This is a genomic window from Streptomyces sp. SP18BB07 (assembly GCF_036322545.1).
GTDB classification, from domain to species: Bacteria; Actinomycetota; Actinomycetes; order Streptomycetales; family Streptomycetaceae; genus Streptomyces; species Streptomyces deccanensis.
Window position 1 is genome coordinate 96,113 of record NZ_JAQYWT010000356.1, and the last position, 14,261, is coordinate 110,373.

The 14,261-nt window shown below is 70.1% G+C and carries 16 protein-coding genes; 11 read left to right on the forward strand and 5 right to left on the reverse strand.

What is annotated here, in order from left to right; all coding sequences use genetic code 11:
• Position 1: 1 nt before the first annotated feature.
• Entirely contained in the window at positions 2–652 is a 651-nt protein-coding gene (locus PUR53_RS37425) for an AIM24 family protein (protein ID WP_033529327.1), read from the reverse strand.
• 1 nt (position 653) lies between these two features.
• Positions 654–1,286, reverse strand: a complete 633-nt coding sequence (locus PUR53_RS37430; protein WP_239760535.1) for an AIM24 family protein — start codon at positions 1,284–1,286, stop codon at positions 654–656.
• Positions 1,287–1,465: 179 nt separating this feature from the next.
• Here PUR53_RS37430 and PUR53_RS37435 point away from each other — a divergent pair, with 179 nt between their 5' ends.
• The 6 genes from PUR53_RS37435 (at position 1,466) to PUR53_RS37460 (ending at position 5,163) form a co-directional block, all read left to right on the forward strand.
• The gene (locus PUR53_RS37435) at positions 1,466–1,810 is read left to right on the forward strand and encodes a DUF3817 domain-containing protein (protein WP_329898435.1); all 345 of its coding nucleotides are present in this window, start codon (positions 1,466–1,468) and stop codon (positions 1,808–1,810) included.
• Positions 1,807–2,100 carry an MTH1187 family thiamine-binding protein gene (locus PUR53_RS37440; protein ID WP_329898436.1) on the forward strand — a complete coding sequence of 98 codons (294 nt, stop codon included), beginning with the start codon at positions 1,807–1,809 and terminating at the stop codon, positions 2,098–2,100. The genes PUR53_RS37435 and PUR53_RS37440 overlap by 4 nt, the downstream gene beginning before the upstream one ends.
• 165 nt (positions 2,101–2,265) lie before the next feature.
• On the forward strand, positions 2,266–3,021 hold the full coding sequence (locus tag PUR53_RS37445) for a hypothetical protein (protein ID WP_329898437.1): 756 nt from the start codon (positions 2,266–2,268) through the stop codon (positions 3,019–3,021).
• A 5-nt stretch (positions 3,022–3,026) separates the two neighbouring features.
• Positions 3,027–3,761, forward strand: coding sequence for a DUF4166 domain-containing protein (locus tag PUR53_RS37450; protein ID WP_329898481.1), 735 nt, complete (start codon positions 3,027–3,029; stop codon positions 3,759–3,761).
• The gene (locus tag PUR53_RS37455) at positions 3,758–4,390 is read left to right on the forward strand and encodes a TetR/AcrR family transcriptional regulator (protein WP_329898438.1); all 633 of its coding nucleotides are present in this window, start codon (positions 3,758–3,760) and stop codon (positions 4,388–4,390) included. Before PUR53_RS37450 ends, PUR53_RS37455 begins: the two co-directional genes overlap by 4 nt.
• Before the next feature lie 263 nt (positions 4,391–4,653).
• Positions 4,654–5,163: a MarR family winged helix-turn-helix transcriptional regulator gene (locus PUR53_RS37460; protein ID WP_055523039.1), complete on the forward strand. Its 510-nt coding sequence runs from the start codon at positions 4,654–4,656 to the stop codon at positions 5,161–5,163.
• A 10-nt stretch (positions 5,164–5,173) separates the two neighbouring features.
• Here the strand turns inward: PUR53_RS37460 and PUR53_RS37465 are convergent, their stop codons facing one another.
• Positions 5,174–5,515: a DUF3817 domain-containing protein gene (locus PUR53_RS37465; RefSeq protein WP_329898439.1), complete on the reverse strand. Its 342-nt coding sequence runs from the start codon at positions 5,513–5,515 to the stop codon at positions 5,174–5,176.
• 94 nt (positions 5,516–5,609) lie between these two features.
• Between PUR53_RS37465 and PUR53_RS37470 the strand changes: the two genes are divergently transcribed.
• Positions 5,610–7,310, forward strand: a complete 1,701-nt coding sequence (locus PUR53_RS37470; RefSeq protein ID WP_329898440.1) for an acyl-CoA mutase large subunit family protein — start codon at positions 5,610–5,612, stop codon at positions 7,308–7,310.
• An 85-nt stretch (positions 7,311–7,395) separates the two neighbouring features.
• On the opposite strand, the gene PUR53_RS37475 is transcribed toward PUR53_RS37470, so the two are convergent.
• Complete coding sequence (locus PUR53_RS37475; RefSeq protein ID WP_329898441.1) at positions 7,396–8,022, reverse strand: TetR/AcrR family transcriptional regulator; 627 nt, start codon at positions 8,020–8,022, stop codon at positions 7,396–7,398.
• 188 nt (positions 8,023–8,210) lie between these two features.
• On the opposite strand from PUR53_RS37475, the gene PUR53_RS37480 reads away from it, so the two are divergent.
• From PUR53_RS37480 to PUR53_RS37495, 4 genes are all read left to right on the forward strand, one after another.
• Positions 8,211–9,188 carry a tetratricopeptide repeat protein gene (locus PUR53_RS37480; protein ID WP_329898442.1) on the forward strand — a complete coding sequence of 326 codons (978 nt, stop codon included), beginning with the start codon at positions 8,211–8,213 and terminating at the stop codon, positions 9,186–9,188.
• Positions 9,189–9,825: 637 nt separating this feature from the next.
• On the forward strand, positions 9,826–10,461 hold the full coding sequence (locus tag PUR53_RS37485) for a DUF6230 family protein (protein WP_045558889.1): 636 nt from the start codon (positions 9,826–9,828) through the stop codon (positions 10,459–10,461).
• A 165-nt stretch (positions 10,462–10,626) separates the two neighbouring features.
• On the forward strand, positions 10,627–11,250 hold the full coding sequence (locus tag PUR53_RS37490; RefSeq protein ID WP_239757333.1) for a DUF6114 domain-containing protein: 624 nt from the start codon (positions 10,627–10,629) through the stop codon (positions 11,248–11,250).
• Complete coding sequence (locus PUR53_RS37495) at positions 11,240–12,673, forward strand: hypothetical protein (protein WP_329911293.1); 1,434 nt, start codon at positions 11,240–11,242, stop codon at positions 12,671–12,673. Before PUR53_RS37490 ends, PUR53_RS37495 begins: the two co-directional genes overlap by 11 nt.
• A gap of 104 nt (positions 12,674–12,777) precedes the next feature.
• On the opposite strand, the gene pyk is transcribed toward PUR53_RS37495, so the two are convergent.
• A complete protein-coding gene (gene pyk / locus PUR53_RS37500) occupies positions 12,778–14,208 on the reverse strand; it encodes a pyruvate kinase (protein ID WP_329898444.1) in 1,431 nt (476 codons plus the stop codon).
• Between the last annotated feature and the right edge of the window lie 53 nt (positions 14,209–14,261).

Below are 14,261 nucleotides of genomic sequence, written 5' to 3' on the forward strand. Positions count from 1 at the left end.
CTCACAGCTTCTCCTCCGAGGCCTGGACGTACACCGCACCACTGCCGCTCAGCTCCAGCTGGAACGCCTCGCCGGAGCCCCGGCCCACCATGTCGCGCCAGCCGAGCGCGGTGGAGAGCTTGTTGCGTACGTCGCCGTGGTGCGCCACGTACGCCTGCGGGTCGACATGGACCGGGCGCTGAGGGGTGATCGGGACCTCGATCACTCCGCCGTGCGCCATGACGGCGACCGCGCCGTGGCCCTTGAGGGTGGTGGTGAACAGGCCCTGGCCCGTCACCTGGCCCCGGACCATGCCCATGACGCCGCCCTGCGAGCCCATGAACATCGTGCCCTGCTGGAGGGTGCCGTCGAAGGCCAGCAGCCGGTCGGCCTCGACGTAGAGCGTCTCGCCGGTCAGGTTGATCACCTGGATGTGGTGACCGCCGTGCCCGAACAGGACCGTGCCGCTGCCCTCGACGGTCATCAGCGGGGTCGCCTCGCCCGCCACCCGGCGGCCGATCATCGAGGCGATACCGCCCTGGCCGCCCTGCATGTTGGGGGTGAACGACACCTCGCCCTTGTAGGCGAGCATCGCGCCGCGCTGGCTGAACAGCCGCTGGCCCGGCATCACGGTCGCCTCGATCATCTTCGAGTTGATCTCACGGAAGGCCATGTCAGACGTCCCCCGCCACCGTGTTGCGCTCGCTGGGCTGGACGTAGACCAGTCCGTCGCCCTCGAAGCGGATCTGGAAGGCCTCGCCGCCGCCCTCGCCCATGAACGTGCGGAACGTCACACCGGACTGGAAGGACTGCTGGAGGTTGCCCTGGTGCGCGATATACGCCCCCGGGTCCACCGTCAGCGGGTACTGGTGGCTCACCCGCAGCACCACCGCCGGACCGTCGGACATGATCGCCGCCTGGCCGTGGCCCTCGATCGTCGTGGTGAACAGGCCGTTGCCCTGCGAGGCGCCGCGCAGCCCCGTGAAGCTCGTGCCCGTACGCAGCCCGGAGTCCGTCGCGAGCAGATTGCTCGACTCCACGAACAGCTTGTCCCCCTGAAGATTCACGAGGTTGATCTCGGAGGCCCGGTCCGCGAACCAGCAGGTCCCTTGGCCGGTCACCTCCATCAACGTCATCTGCTCACCCGTGAGCCGCCGCGTCACCATCCCCCGCAGGCCCTCACCACCGCCGCTCAGTTTCTTGAACGACATCTGACCGTCGTAGGCGACCATCGATCCGTTCTTCGCCTTCACGGCGTCCCCGGTCATGTCGACGGCCAGCACTTTGCTGCCTTGAAGTCGGAACATTGCCACGGGGTGACGTTAACCGGCCGATGGCCGGACAGGACAGGGCCCAGAGGGGGATCTCGACCCTGAAGGGACCCTAGGGGACCTCCCGGGAGCGCCGGATGTCAGAATGGGACCGAGCTTGTGCATCCGTTCACAAATAGATCCCACCGAAAAACAGACCCCACCGAAGGTGACCCGTGGACATAAAGACCGTCTCCGCCCTCCGCCGCCTGCGCCTCGTCTCCGCCCCCGAGGCCGTCTCCTTCCTGCTGCTGCTCGTCTGCTCGGTGCTGAAGCGGACCACGGAGTTCAACGCGGTGCCCGTGATGGGCTGGGTCCACGCCATCCTCTTCATCCTCTACCTGATCTTCTGGGCCGACGCCTGGAACCGTACGAAGTGGTCGCTGAAGACCGCCGCGCTCTACTTCGCCCTCTCCGTCCTGCCCACCGGCGGCTTCTTCGCCGACCGCAGGCTGCGGCGCGAGGCCGAGGACGCGGTGATCGCGACCCGCGCCCGCAAGGAAGGGGTCGTGAGCGCGTGATCGTCGCCTTCTCCGTGACCCCTCTCGGCGTCGGCGAGGACGTGGGGGAGTACGTCGCCGAGGCCGTACGGGTCGTCCGTGAATCGGGTCTGCCGAACCGCACCGACGCCATGTTCACCTCGATCGAAGGTGACTGGGACGAGGTCATGGACGTCGTGCGCCGAGCCGTCGCCGCCGTCGAGGAGCGCGCGCCCCGCGTCTCCCTCGTGCTCAAGGCCGACATCCGCCCCGGCGTCACGGACGGCCTCACGTCCAAGGTGGAGACGGTGGAGCGTCACCTGTCCGCGTAGTCGTCTGCCGTACGGCCGCCCGGAGAACCCCGGTCCTTTGTGGGCCGGGGTTTTCTCGTGCCAAGCCGTTTGAGCGATCGCTCAAATCGGGATACGGTCGTGCCCAGCACATTGAGCAGTCGCTCAAAAGTCGCGGAAAGACCGCATCGACCTGGGGGAACACGGATGGGGCTCTACATCGAGACACGCGTACGGGCGGACCTGGAGGAGGTGTGGGCCCGCACCCAGGACCCCGCCCTCCACCGGCGCTGGGACCTGCGCTTCACCGAGATCGACTACCTCCCGCACGCGGAGGGCGAGCCGCAGCGCTTCCGGTACGCCACCCGCGTGCTCCCCGGCCTGACGGTCGCCGGGACCGGGGTCTCGGCGGGGGAGAAGGAGCGGCCGGACGGCACCAGGACCTCGGCGTTGCGGTTCGCCTCGCCGCACCCGCTCTCCCTGATCGCCGAGGGCAGCGGCTACTGGCGATACGTCCCGGACGACGAGGGCGTCCGCTTCCTCACCGGCTACGACTACCGCCCCCGCTGGGGCCGCGCGGGCGCCCTCGCCGACCGGGTGCTGTTCCGCCCGCTCATGGGCTGGGCCACCGCCTGGTCCTTCGACCGCCTCCGCCTGTGGCTGGAGCGGGACATCACCCCCGAACGGGCCCTGCGGCGCTGGCTCGCCGAGGCGGGCGTGCGCGGGCTGACGATCGTGGCCGCCTGCGCCGGGCTCGTGTGCGGGGCGCTGGGGGACCCGGCGGGCGTGCCGGCGCAGCTCGCGCCGCTCGCGCTGTTCGCGACTCCGGTCCTGGCCGTGTCGGCGGTCCTGGCCGCCCTGCTCGTACCGCCCCTGCCCAGCACCCCCTCCGCCCGCCGCTGCCTGCGGACCGCGCCCGCACGTGCGCGTGCGCCCCGGCTGCTCGCGACCCTGAAGGGATGACCGGCATGGACGCCACGACTCCGGGGTCCGCCCCGTCCCCCTCCGCCGCGCAGCCCTCCCGGGCCTCGATCTTCCGTACGGTCATGGGCGCGGACTTCGACCGGCTCCATCCCGAGCTGCGCCGCCGTTTCTCGGTCGGACTGGCGAGCGGGCAGGCGTGCACGGGCCGGGGGGTGATGGACCGCGTCTGGCACGGGCGGGGCCTGGTGAAACCGTTCCTCGCGCTCGGGGGCACCCGGAACATCCTCGTCCCGCGCGAGGGGCGCGACGTCCCCTTCACCATCGAGAACGTGCCGTACGCCGACGGTTTCGGCCGTGAGACGGTGACCTTCGTGCGTACCTTCGACCTGCCCGGCCGGTCCCGCCGGTTCGACGCCCAGATGGTGCTGAGCCCCAAGGGCGACCGCGTCCTCGACTACCTCGGCACCCACCAGCACCTCGCCAGCGACCTGCACTTCCGTGCGGAGCCCGACGGGTCGCTGCTGATCCGCTCCGGCGAGCACCGCTTCCGTGAGGGGCCGGTCGACGTCCGTGTCCCCGGGCTCATCGGCGGTGACGCCGAGGTGCGGGAGCGGTTCGACGAGCGGACCGGGCGCTTCCGGATCCAGGTGCGAGTGGTGAACCGGTACGTCGGGCCGCTCTTCGGCTACGAGGGCTCCTTCGCCGCGACCTACCAGGACGTCCGGGTGTGCGGGGTCCGGCCCGGGCTGCGGCCGGTCCGTGAGGAGGCGCGGGCATGAGCGCGGAGACCCGGACGAAGCTGCTGGAGGGCGCGCTGCGGACGCTCGTCGAGCAGGGGATCGCCAAGACGTCCGCCCGTACGATCGCCGCGACCGCCGGGGTGAACCAGGCGCTCGTCTTCTACCACTTCGGGTCCGTGGACGAACTCCTGGCGGCCGCCTGCCGGTACGGGGCGGAGCAGCGGGTCGCCCGCCACCGGGAGCGGATGGCGGCGATCGGGTCACTCTCCGAACTGCTGGCCTTCGGGCGGGAGATGCACGTGGAGGAGCGGGCGGCGGGGCATGTGGCCGTGCTGGGTCAGCTGTTGGCCGGGGCCCAGACCCAGGCGCGGCTGGCGCCGGCGACGGCCGCGGGGCTGGACCTGTGGATCGCGGAGGTGGAGGGGGTGCTGCGGCGGGTCCTCGCGGCCTCGCCGCTCGGGGAGTTCGCCGATGCGGGGGGACTGGCTCGGGCCGTGGCGGCTTCGTTCGTGGGGCTGGAGCTGTACGAGGGGGTTGATCCGGAGGGGGCGGGGGAGGCGCTCGGGGCGCTCGAGCAGTTGGCGGGGCTTGTTGCCGCGTTGGATGGGCTCGGGGGTGTGGCGCAGCGGGCGGTGCGGCATCAGTTGCGGCGGGCCGCGGGGCGGTGAGGCGTCGGGGGGCGGGCGGGGGTGCCGGCCGTTGACGCGGCGGGATTTTTCGCCCCCGCCGCCCCTACCCGTCCCATCCTCCAGGGGCTGGGCGCCCCTTCGACCCCCCGTCAAAGATTCGGGGCTCCGCCCCGGACCCCGTTCGCGCAGTTCCCCGCGCCCCCGGGGTGGACCCCGTTCGCGCGGTTCCTCGCGCCCCTTGGGGGCGACCGAAGGGCGAGACGGGGCTGACCGGCATGTGACCGGCCGGTAAGGTCGGGGGCGTGCCGAAGCCGCTCAGCCTCTCCTTCGATCCCATCTCGCGCGCCGACGAGCACTGGAAGCAGCGCTGGGGAAACGTCCCGTCCATGGCCGCGATCACGTCGATCATGCGTGCCCAGCAGATCCTGCTGGCGGAGGTCGACGCGGTGGTCAAACCGTACGGGCTGACGTTCGCGCGCTACGAGGCCCTCGTGCTGCTCACCTTCTCGCAGAAGGGCGAGCTGCCGATGTCCAAGATCGGTGAGCGGCTCATGGTGCACCCCACCTCCGTGACGAACACCGTCGACCGTCTGGTGAAGTCCGGTCTGGTCGACAAGCGCCCCAATCCCAACGACGGCCGCGGCACCCTCGCCTCCATCACCGACAAGGGCCGCGAGGTCTGCGACGCCGCCACCCGTGACCTCATGGCCATGGACTTCGGCCTCGGCGCCTACGACGCCGAGGAGTGCGCGGAGATCTTCGCGATGCTCAGGCCGCTGCGGGTGGCGGCGGGGGACTTCGAGGAGGGCTGACCGGCGGCGGTCAGGCGGCGGCCGGGTTCGGGGCCGTCTCCTTGATGATCAGCGGCTCGACCTCGCGGCTGACCTTGCGTTCCACGAAGAAGGCGGCCGTGGGCACCGTGCCCGCGAGCAGCACCCAGGCGAGGCGGCCGAGCGGCATCTTGGCCTTGCTGCCGAGGTCGAAGGCGAAGACCAGGTACAGCACGTACAGCCAGCCGTGGGCGAAGCCGACCACGGTGACGAAGCCGTCGAAGCCGTCCAGGCCCAGCAGACGCTTCCCGATCACGCCCGCCGTCAGCAGGATCAGCAGGACGGCGGTGACGTAGGCCAGCACCCGGTAGCGGGTCAAGACGCTCTTCTTCATGGCACCGAGCGTAACGGGTGCTCCTCGGCGCTCCGCGGGCGCGTCCTGACCTGCGTTGCTGTCGTTTACTAGGACGTCCTAGTAAATTGGTTCCATGGACGCTGACGCCATCGAAGAGGGCCGCCGCCGCTGGCAGGACCGTTACGACTCCGCGCGGAAGCGGGAGGCCGACTTCACGACGCTCTCCGGGGATCCGGTGGAGCCCGTGTACGGGCCCCGGCCGGGCGATGTGTACGAGGGCTTCGAGCGGATCGGCTGGCCGGGGGAGTACCCCTTCACCCGCGGGCTGTATCCGACCGGCTACCGGGGGCGGACGTGGACGATCCGCCAGTTCGCGGGCTTCGGGAACGCGGAGCAGACGAACGAGCGCTACAAGACGATCCTGGCCAACGGGGGCGGAGGACTGTCCGTCGCGTTCGACATGCCGACCCTGATGGGGCGGGACTCCGACGACCCGCGCTCGCTCGGTGAGGTGGGGCACTGCGGGGTCGCCGTCGACTCCGCCGCCGACATGGAGGTGCTGTTCAAGGACATCCCGCTGGGCGACGTCACCACCTCCATGACGATCAGCGGGCCCGCCGTCCCCGTCTTCTGCATGTACCTCGTCGCCGCCGAGCGGCAGGGCGTCGACCCGGGGGTGCTCAACGGCACGCTCCAGACCGACATCTTCAAGGAGTACATCGCGCAGAAGGAGTGGCTCTTCCAGCCCGAGCCGCATCTGCGGCTCATCGGGGACCTGATGGAGCACTGTGCCGCCGAGATCCCGGCGTACAAGCCGCTGTCCGTCTCCGGCTATCACATCCGTGAGGCCGGGGCCACGGCTGCGCAGGAACTCGCCTACACGCTCGCGGACGGGTTCGGGTACGTGGAGCTGGGGCTCAGCCGGGGGCTGGACGTCGACGTGTTCGCGCCCGGACTGTCCTTCTTCTTCGACGCGCACGTCGACTTCTTCGAGGAGATCGCCAAGTTCCGCGCGGCGCGCCGGATCTGGGCGCGGTGGATGCGCGACGTGTACGGGGCGCGGACGGAGAAGGCCCAGTGGCTGCGGTTCCACACCCAGACCGCCGGGGTCTCGCTGACCGCGCAGCAGCCGTACAACAACGTGGTGCGTACGGCGGTGGAGGCGCTGTCGGCGGTGCTCGGCGGCACCAACTCGCTGCACACCAACGCGCTGGACGAGACGCTGGCGCTGCCGTCCGAGCAGGCCGCGGAGATCGCGCTGCGGACGCAGCAGGTGCTGATGGAGGAGACCGGCGTCGCAGGCGTCGCCGATCCGCTGGGCGGTTCGTGGTACGTCGAGCAGCTGACGGACCGTATCGAGGCCGACGCCGAGAAGATCTTCGACCAGATCAAGGAGCGGGGGCTGCGGGCGCGTCCGGACGGGGTGCATCCGATCGGGCCGATCACGTCCGGGATCCTGCGGGGGATCGAGGACGGATGGTTCACCGGGGAGATCGCGGAGTCCGCCTTCCGGTACCAACAGGCCCTGGAGAAGGGGGAGAAGCGGGTCGTCGGGGTCAATGTCCACCACGGGTCGGTGACCGGGGACCTGGAGATCCTGCGGGTCAGCCACGAGGTGGAGCGGGAGCAGGTGCGGGTGCTCGCGGGGCGCAAGGGGGCGCGCGACGACGGGGCGGTGCGGGCCGCGCTCGACGCGATGCTCGCGGCGGCGCGGAGTGGGGCCAACATGATCGGGCCGATGCTCGACGCGGTGCGGGCCGAGGCGACGTTGGGGGAGATCTGTGGGGTGCTGCGGGAGGAGTGGGGGGTGTATACGGAGCCGGCGGGGTTCTAGGGCGCGGTTGCCTCCGGCGGGGCGGGTGGGGGTCCGCTGCCGGGTGCGGGTGGGTGTGGGCTGGTCGCGCAGTTCCCCGCGCCCCTTACGGGGCGCTTCCCTTCAGGCCGTGCAGCAGGAGGGTCGTGAAGCCCTTGGCCCAGGTCTCGTCCGCCGGTTCCGCGCTGACCAGGGTGCGGTGGACGACCGTGCCCACGACCACGTCGAAGATGAGGTCGACGGTGCGGGCGGCGGTGGTGGGGTCGGGTTCCGGGGGGAGTTCGCCGCGGGCCTGGGCGCGGGCGCGGCCCTCGAGGACGAGACGTTTCTGGCGGTCGACGATGGACGCGCGGATGCGTTCACGCAGGGCGCCGTCGTGGGTCGACTCGGCGACGACGGCCATGAGGCCGCTCTTGGCCTCCGGGCGGGCCAGGATCGCCGCGAACTGGAGCACCACGCCCTCGATGTCGGCCGCCAGGCTGCCCCGGTCCGGGAGGCGGAGCTCGTCGAAGAGTTCCGCCACCGCGTCCACGACGAGTTCGTTCTTGCCGGCCCAGCGGCGGTAGAGGGTCGTCTTCGCGACACCGGCCCGGGTGGCCACGTCGCCCAGGGTCAGTTTCGACCAGCCCAGCTCGACCAGCGCCGCACGGGTCGCGGCCAGGATCGCGGTGTCCGCGGCGGCGCTGCGCGGACGGCCGCCCGTGGCGCGGGCGGCGGGACTGCGGCTCTGCATCCGCCGACCATATCCGGCCGTTGTCGAAGTCCTCCCCGTCGTCGTGAGGCAGATCACTGCGGAGTGGGTAATGAGGGGTGCAGGAGAGTCGCCGGGGCCGTTACGCTACGAGTCGTAGCGAAAGCCGGGGTGGACGCCGGCCTCAGGACGCTTTTCACCTGCGTGCTCGGAAGGGGGAGGATGTACTCATGCAGCCACGGAACATGTCCATGAGCGGAGTCGTCGACCTCGCCGCGGTGAAGGCGGCCCAGGAGGCCAAGGCGAAGGCGGAGCAGGCGCGCGCCGAAGCGGCCCGGCAGGGCGGGGGAGGGGCGGTCTCCCCGACGGACCTGGTCATCGATGTCGATGAGGCCGGGTTCGAGAGCGAGGTCCTGCAGCGGTCCACCGAAGTCCCCGTCGTCATCGACTTCTGGGCCGAGTGGTGCCAGCCCTGCAAGCAGCTCAGCCCGGTGCTGGAGCGCCTCGCCGTCGAGTACAACGGCAAGTTCGTCCTCGCGAAGATCGATGTCGACGCCAACCAGATGTTGATGCAGCAGTTCGGGATCCAGGGGATCCCGGCCGTGTTCGCCGTTGTCGCCGGTCAGGCCCTGCCCCTCTTCCAGGGCGCCGCCCCCGAGCAGCAGATCCGCGCGACCCTCGACCAGCTCGTCCAGGTCGCCGAGGAGCGCTTCGGGCTCACCGGCCTGGTGGTGGACCCGGACGCCGAGTCCGGCGCCCCCGTCGAGGCGGCCCCGCAGATCCCGGCCGGCCCCTACGACCACCTGCTCGAAGCCGCCGTACGGGCCCTGGACGCGGGCGACTTCGGTGGCGCGGTGCAGGCGTACAAGAACGTGCTGAGCGACGACCCGGGCAACACCGAGGCCAAACTGGGCCTCGCCCAGGCCGAGTTGCTCCAGCGCGTGCAGGGCGTCGACCCGCAGGACGTGCGCAAGGCGGCCGCCGAGAACCCGGGCGACGCGCAGGCGCAGATCGCGGCGGCGGACCTCGACCTCGTCGGCGGACATGTGGAGGACGCGTTCGGGCGACTCATCGACACGGTGCGGCGCACGGCCGGTGACGACCGGGACGCCGTACGGCTGCGGCTGCTGGAGCTCTTCGAGGTGGTCGGCGGCGACGACCCGCGGGTGGCCGCGGCGCGCCGTTCGCTGGCGCGGGCCCTGTTCTGACGGGCTCGTGAGCGCCCCCGTCCCGGAGTGCCGGGACGGGTGGTGCGCGAGTGAAAGATTTGGCGACACAGCGACACCGCGGCCGCGTTTTACCAAATCTTGGTAATCGCGGCCGCTGTTACTTGCAGTAAGAGAAAGTCGTCGTTCTGTCGGACTCTGTCCGACTGTTCACCCATGTGTCGCCTCACTGGGTGCCACCCAGGGTCGCTGGCCGATGCCGATGGGTCGTTGTTCGGTTATCCGTCCGTTACTAGCCAGTAACGACCCCCCTTGCGGGGGCGGCGAGAATGCACCACGATCGGCGACGCTCGGTCCTGTCCCCTACCCCGCCAGCCAGTCGGGTCAACGGGTTTTCTGGGTCCCCACCGAGTAGAGCGGGCGACAGTGGCGCCGGCTCTTGGGCAGGGGGGTCTCCGCCAACCGCGGAGCCTGTCCAGCAGGTTGTGCGTGATGCGTGTCAGGCGCGACCAGTGGTTGTCGCTCGGGGGTGATCGCCGGTGATTCGGGCGCTTTTCGCGCCACCGAGCGCGGGCGCTCTCCTTCCCGAGGACGTAGCACTTCTCCCATCCCTGTCCGGCCGAGCCGCCGCCAAGGGGCGAGCCGGTGTCAGGAGATGTACGTCCGAGAAGGAGGAAATATGGAGTCCCAGGTGCGTGGCGGGACCAGATGGAAGCGGTTCGCTGTGGTCATGGTGCCCAGCGTCGCCGCCACAGCAGCGATAGGTGTCGCCCTCGCGCAGGGTGCTCTCGCCGCGTCGTTCAGTGTGTCGGGCCAGTCGTTCAAGGTGACGGCGGGCCAGCTCGACGGCACGGGCTTCTCGCAGTACGGAGCGCTCGACGAGGGTTACACCCTCAAGGGCGAGAAGACGGTTCACCCCGTCGCCGTTTCGGCGTTCAAGTCCGCGACCATCACCAACATGTGCCAGTCGGTCGTCACCCCCGGTGTCCCGATCCTCGGCAGCGTCAGCCTCAAGCTGACCGCCGGCACCGGTGGCAAGAAGGTCGAGGCCGAGAACCTCTACATCGACGTCGAGGACCTTGAGGCGGACGCCGTCTTCAAGGGCATCGACATCGGTGTGGCGGCCAAGGACGCCAACAAGGGTCCGGGTATGAAGGGTGGCTCGGAGCAGGCCAACCCCTACGGGTTCGCCCAGCAGGCCGACTCGGCCTCGCTGACCGGCGTGAAGCAGACGGCGTGGGCCACCACTGCCGGAACCTTCAAGCTGAGCAACCTCAAGATGTCGCTCCACAAGGGCGTCGTGGAGTGCTACTAGGCACTCCCTGGGCGGGTGAGGGGGCGTCCGCTTCTTCGCCCGCCCGTCCCTCCCGTCGTGCGCTCCACCGCGCACGCGACCTCCGTACCTGAATTCCGTACGGCCGCTTCGTTCGTGTCGTACGTGAACTTCTCACAGCAACACCGTTCCAGGGAGCTGTTGTCCATGAGCGCCGAGTCAACGGGGCAGAACGAAGACTATCTCCGCGCCTTTCGGCGGCGCTTTAGCGACTGGAGGGGCTCTCGTCCCTTCTGGGCGGGCCTGTTGGTCCTGCTCGGCGGTTTCCCGATCATGTACCTGCCGTACGCGAACCTCCAGATCGGTCACCTCACGCTCGCCATGTCGACGACGGGCGGCGCGGGTTCCCTCATCATCGGCGTGCTGCTGGTGGTGCTGGGGGTCAGCCTCTGGTTCCAGCGGCACGTACGCACCTTCGCCGGTACGGCGGCGATCCTCCTGGCGCTCGTGTCCATCCCGGTCTCCAACCTCGGTGGCTTCGGTGTCGGCTTCCTGCTCTCCCTGATCGGCGGTGCGCTGGCCATCGCCTGGGCGCCCGGTCACGAGGAGGCGGCGGTGCCGTCCACCTACAAGACCCCGTCGCGGACGCCGGTGCCGCAGGACACGGCCCCCGAGAACACGGCACAGCAAGGTGCGGTCCCCCTGCACAAGGGCGATGCCCCGGAGCCCGCGGGAGCGGGTTCGGTGAGCGGGGCGCCGAACGGCGAGGGCGACGACCTGACAGGTACCACCCCCACGAACGGGACGAACGGGAGGCACAGTGCCGGCTGACGAGGTGACCCACGGGACTTCGGTGGGAGAGTCCCGTGCGAGATCCGGACCGCGGCACGCGGCGCCCAAGAAGCCCCTTCTCACCCGGCTGAACGTGCCGGCGGGCAAGGCGATAGCCCTGGCGGCGATGCCGACGGCGGTCCTCATGGGCATGGGCTTCACGCCCACGCTGACGCTCGCCCGCGCCGACGACCCGACGAAGCTGAGCCTGACGGCCGACGAGTACAAGGACTGCGTGGAGGCCCTGGAGGCCGCCGAGGAGGGAACCGACGCCTCCGCCACGCCGACCCCGACGCCGTCCGCCGAGGAGAGCACCGACTCCACGGACGAGGGCACGTCGACGGACGAGGGCACGTCGACGGACGAGGACAACGACGCGTCCGCGGGCGACGACTCCGCCGACGACAGCGACTCCTCCGGCGACTCGGCCGCCGACGACACGACCACGGACGACTCCGCGTCGTCGGATTCAGGTTCCGACGACAAGGACAGCTCGACCTCGGACGAGTCGTCGACGACGGACGGCACCGACAAGTCCGCGACGGACACGGCCGACTCCGGCGACACCTCGTCGGCCGACACCTCCGACACCGACAGCGACGGCAACGTGCTGGAGGACATCGGCACCGCGATCGAGGACCTGTTCACGCCGGACGACAAGGAGACGGAGACCACCACCCCGTCCACGTCCACCAGCCCGTCCCCGTCGCCCTCCCCCTCGGAGGACGCCTCCGGCTCGGACGAGGACGAGGACACGGGCTCGGACGCCGGCAAGGACGCCCAGGACACCGCCGACAACGCCTCCGACAAGGTCGAGGACGCGGCGAAGGACGTCACGGACAGCGCCGACGACACCGACAAGACGGCCGAGGACGCCACCGACGACGCCACGGACGATGCCACCGCCACGCCGAGCCCCTCGCCGAGCGAGAGCACGGACGCGGAGGGCTGCCCGGTCGCCACGGACGACGAGAGCGGCGTCGAGAAGGGCATCCCGCCGCTGCCGAACGACCCCTGGTACCTGAACGCCAGCTCGCTGCTGCTGAAGGGCGCCGACTACAAGGGTGTCGTCAAGGTGAAGACCGCCGACGGCTCGGTCAAGGAGGTGCTGAAGTACGTCATCTCCGACGGCACCGACATCGGCGACCTCCACCAGACGGTCGAGGACAAGCAGGCCGGCGTGACCTACCACGTGCAGGCCGGCAAGGGCACGACGTCCACGATCCGCGAGGGCAAGACGGTCATGTACACCGAGAGCATCTCCGGCAACCTGCTCGGGCTGATCCCGGTGACCTTCGACCCGAAGCACCCGCCGCCGCTGAACATCCCGCTGATCTACTTCACCAAGGTGAAGGTCGTCCAGGCGGGCCAGTTCGGCGGAACGCTCACCGTTCCCGGCATGCACCAGTTCATGACCGACTGAGCAGCCGGTCACCCAGGACCCGTTCCGGGAGCCGCACAGCGCTGAGGGCGCCCCCTGTTTCCAGGGGGCGCCCTCAGTGTCGTCGTACGACGGTGACGGCCGCGTCAGTCGCGGGCGCCGCCGCCCAGGTGGTGCACCCGGACCATGTTGGTGGTGCCCGGGACACCGGGGGGAGAGCCGGCGGTGATGACCGCGATGTCGCCCTCGTTGAAGCGGTTGAGCTTGACCATCTCGTGGTCGACCAGGTCGACCATCTCGTCGGTGCTGTTCACGAACGGCACGACGTGCGACTCGACACCCCAGCTGAGCGCCAGCTGGTTACGGGTGGACTCGTCGGTGGTGTACGCGATGATCGGCTGCGAGGCGCGATAGCGGGAGAGCCGGCGGGCGGTGTCACCCGACTGCGTGAACGCCACCAGGGCCCGGCCGCCGAGGAAGTCGGCGATCTCGCAGGCGGCACGGGCGATCGAACCACCCTGCGTGCGCGGCTTCTTGCCCGGCACCAGCGGCTGGAGGCCCTTGGAGAGCAGCTCCTCCTCGGCCGCCGCGACGATCTTCGACATCGTCCGGACCGTCTCCAGCGGGTACGCGCCCACGCTGGACTCCGCCGACAGCATGACCGCGTCCGCGCCGTCCAGGATCGCGTTGGCCACGTCGGAGGCCTCGGCGCGCGTGGGGCGGGAGTTGGTGATCATCGACTCCATCATCTGGGTCGCCACGATCACCGGCTTGGCGTTGCGGCGGCACAGCTCGATGAGCCGCTTCTGCACCATGGGGACCTTCTCGAGCGGGTACTCGACGGCCAGGTCGCCACGGGCGACCATCACGCCGTCGAACGCCATCACGACGTCCTCCATGTTCTCCACCGCCTGCGGCTTCTCCACCTTGGCGATGACGGGGACCCGGCGGCCCACCTCGTCCATCACCTTGTGGACGTCCCGCACGTCGCTCGCGTCCCGCACGAAGGACAGCGCCACCAGGTCGCAGCCCATCCGCAGGGCGAACCGCAGGTCCTCGACGTCCTTCTCGGACAGCGCGGGCACGTTGACGGCCGCGCCGGGCAGGTTGATGCCCTTGTGGTCGGAGATGACACCGCCCTCGACGACCTCGGTCCGCACGCGCGGGCCGTCGACCTCGATGACCTTCAGCTCGACGTTGCCGTCGTTGATGAGGACCTGGTCACCGGGGGAGACGTCACCGGGCAGACCCTTGTACGTCGTCCCGCAGATCTGCTTGTCGCCCGGCACGTCCTCGGCGGTGATGGTGAACTCGTCACCGCGCACCAGCTCCACCGGACCCTCGGCGAAGGTCTCCAGACGGATCTTCGGGCCCTGGAGGTCGGCGAGGACACCGATGGCCACACCGGTCTCGGCGGCGGCGGCCCGGACCCGGTCGTAGCGGCCCTGGTGCTCGGCGTGGCTGCCGTGGCTGAAATTGAAACGGGCCACGTTCATGCCGGCCTCGATGAGGGCGACCAGTTGCTCGTGGGAGTCGACCGCGGGGCCGAGAGTACAGACGATTTTCGAACGGCGCATGGGACGATCCTATCGGTTTGTTTCGCTCCGGAATATTCCGTCTGGCGGAATGC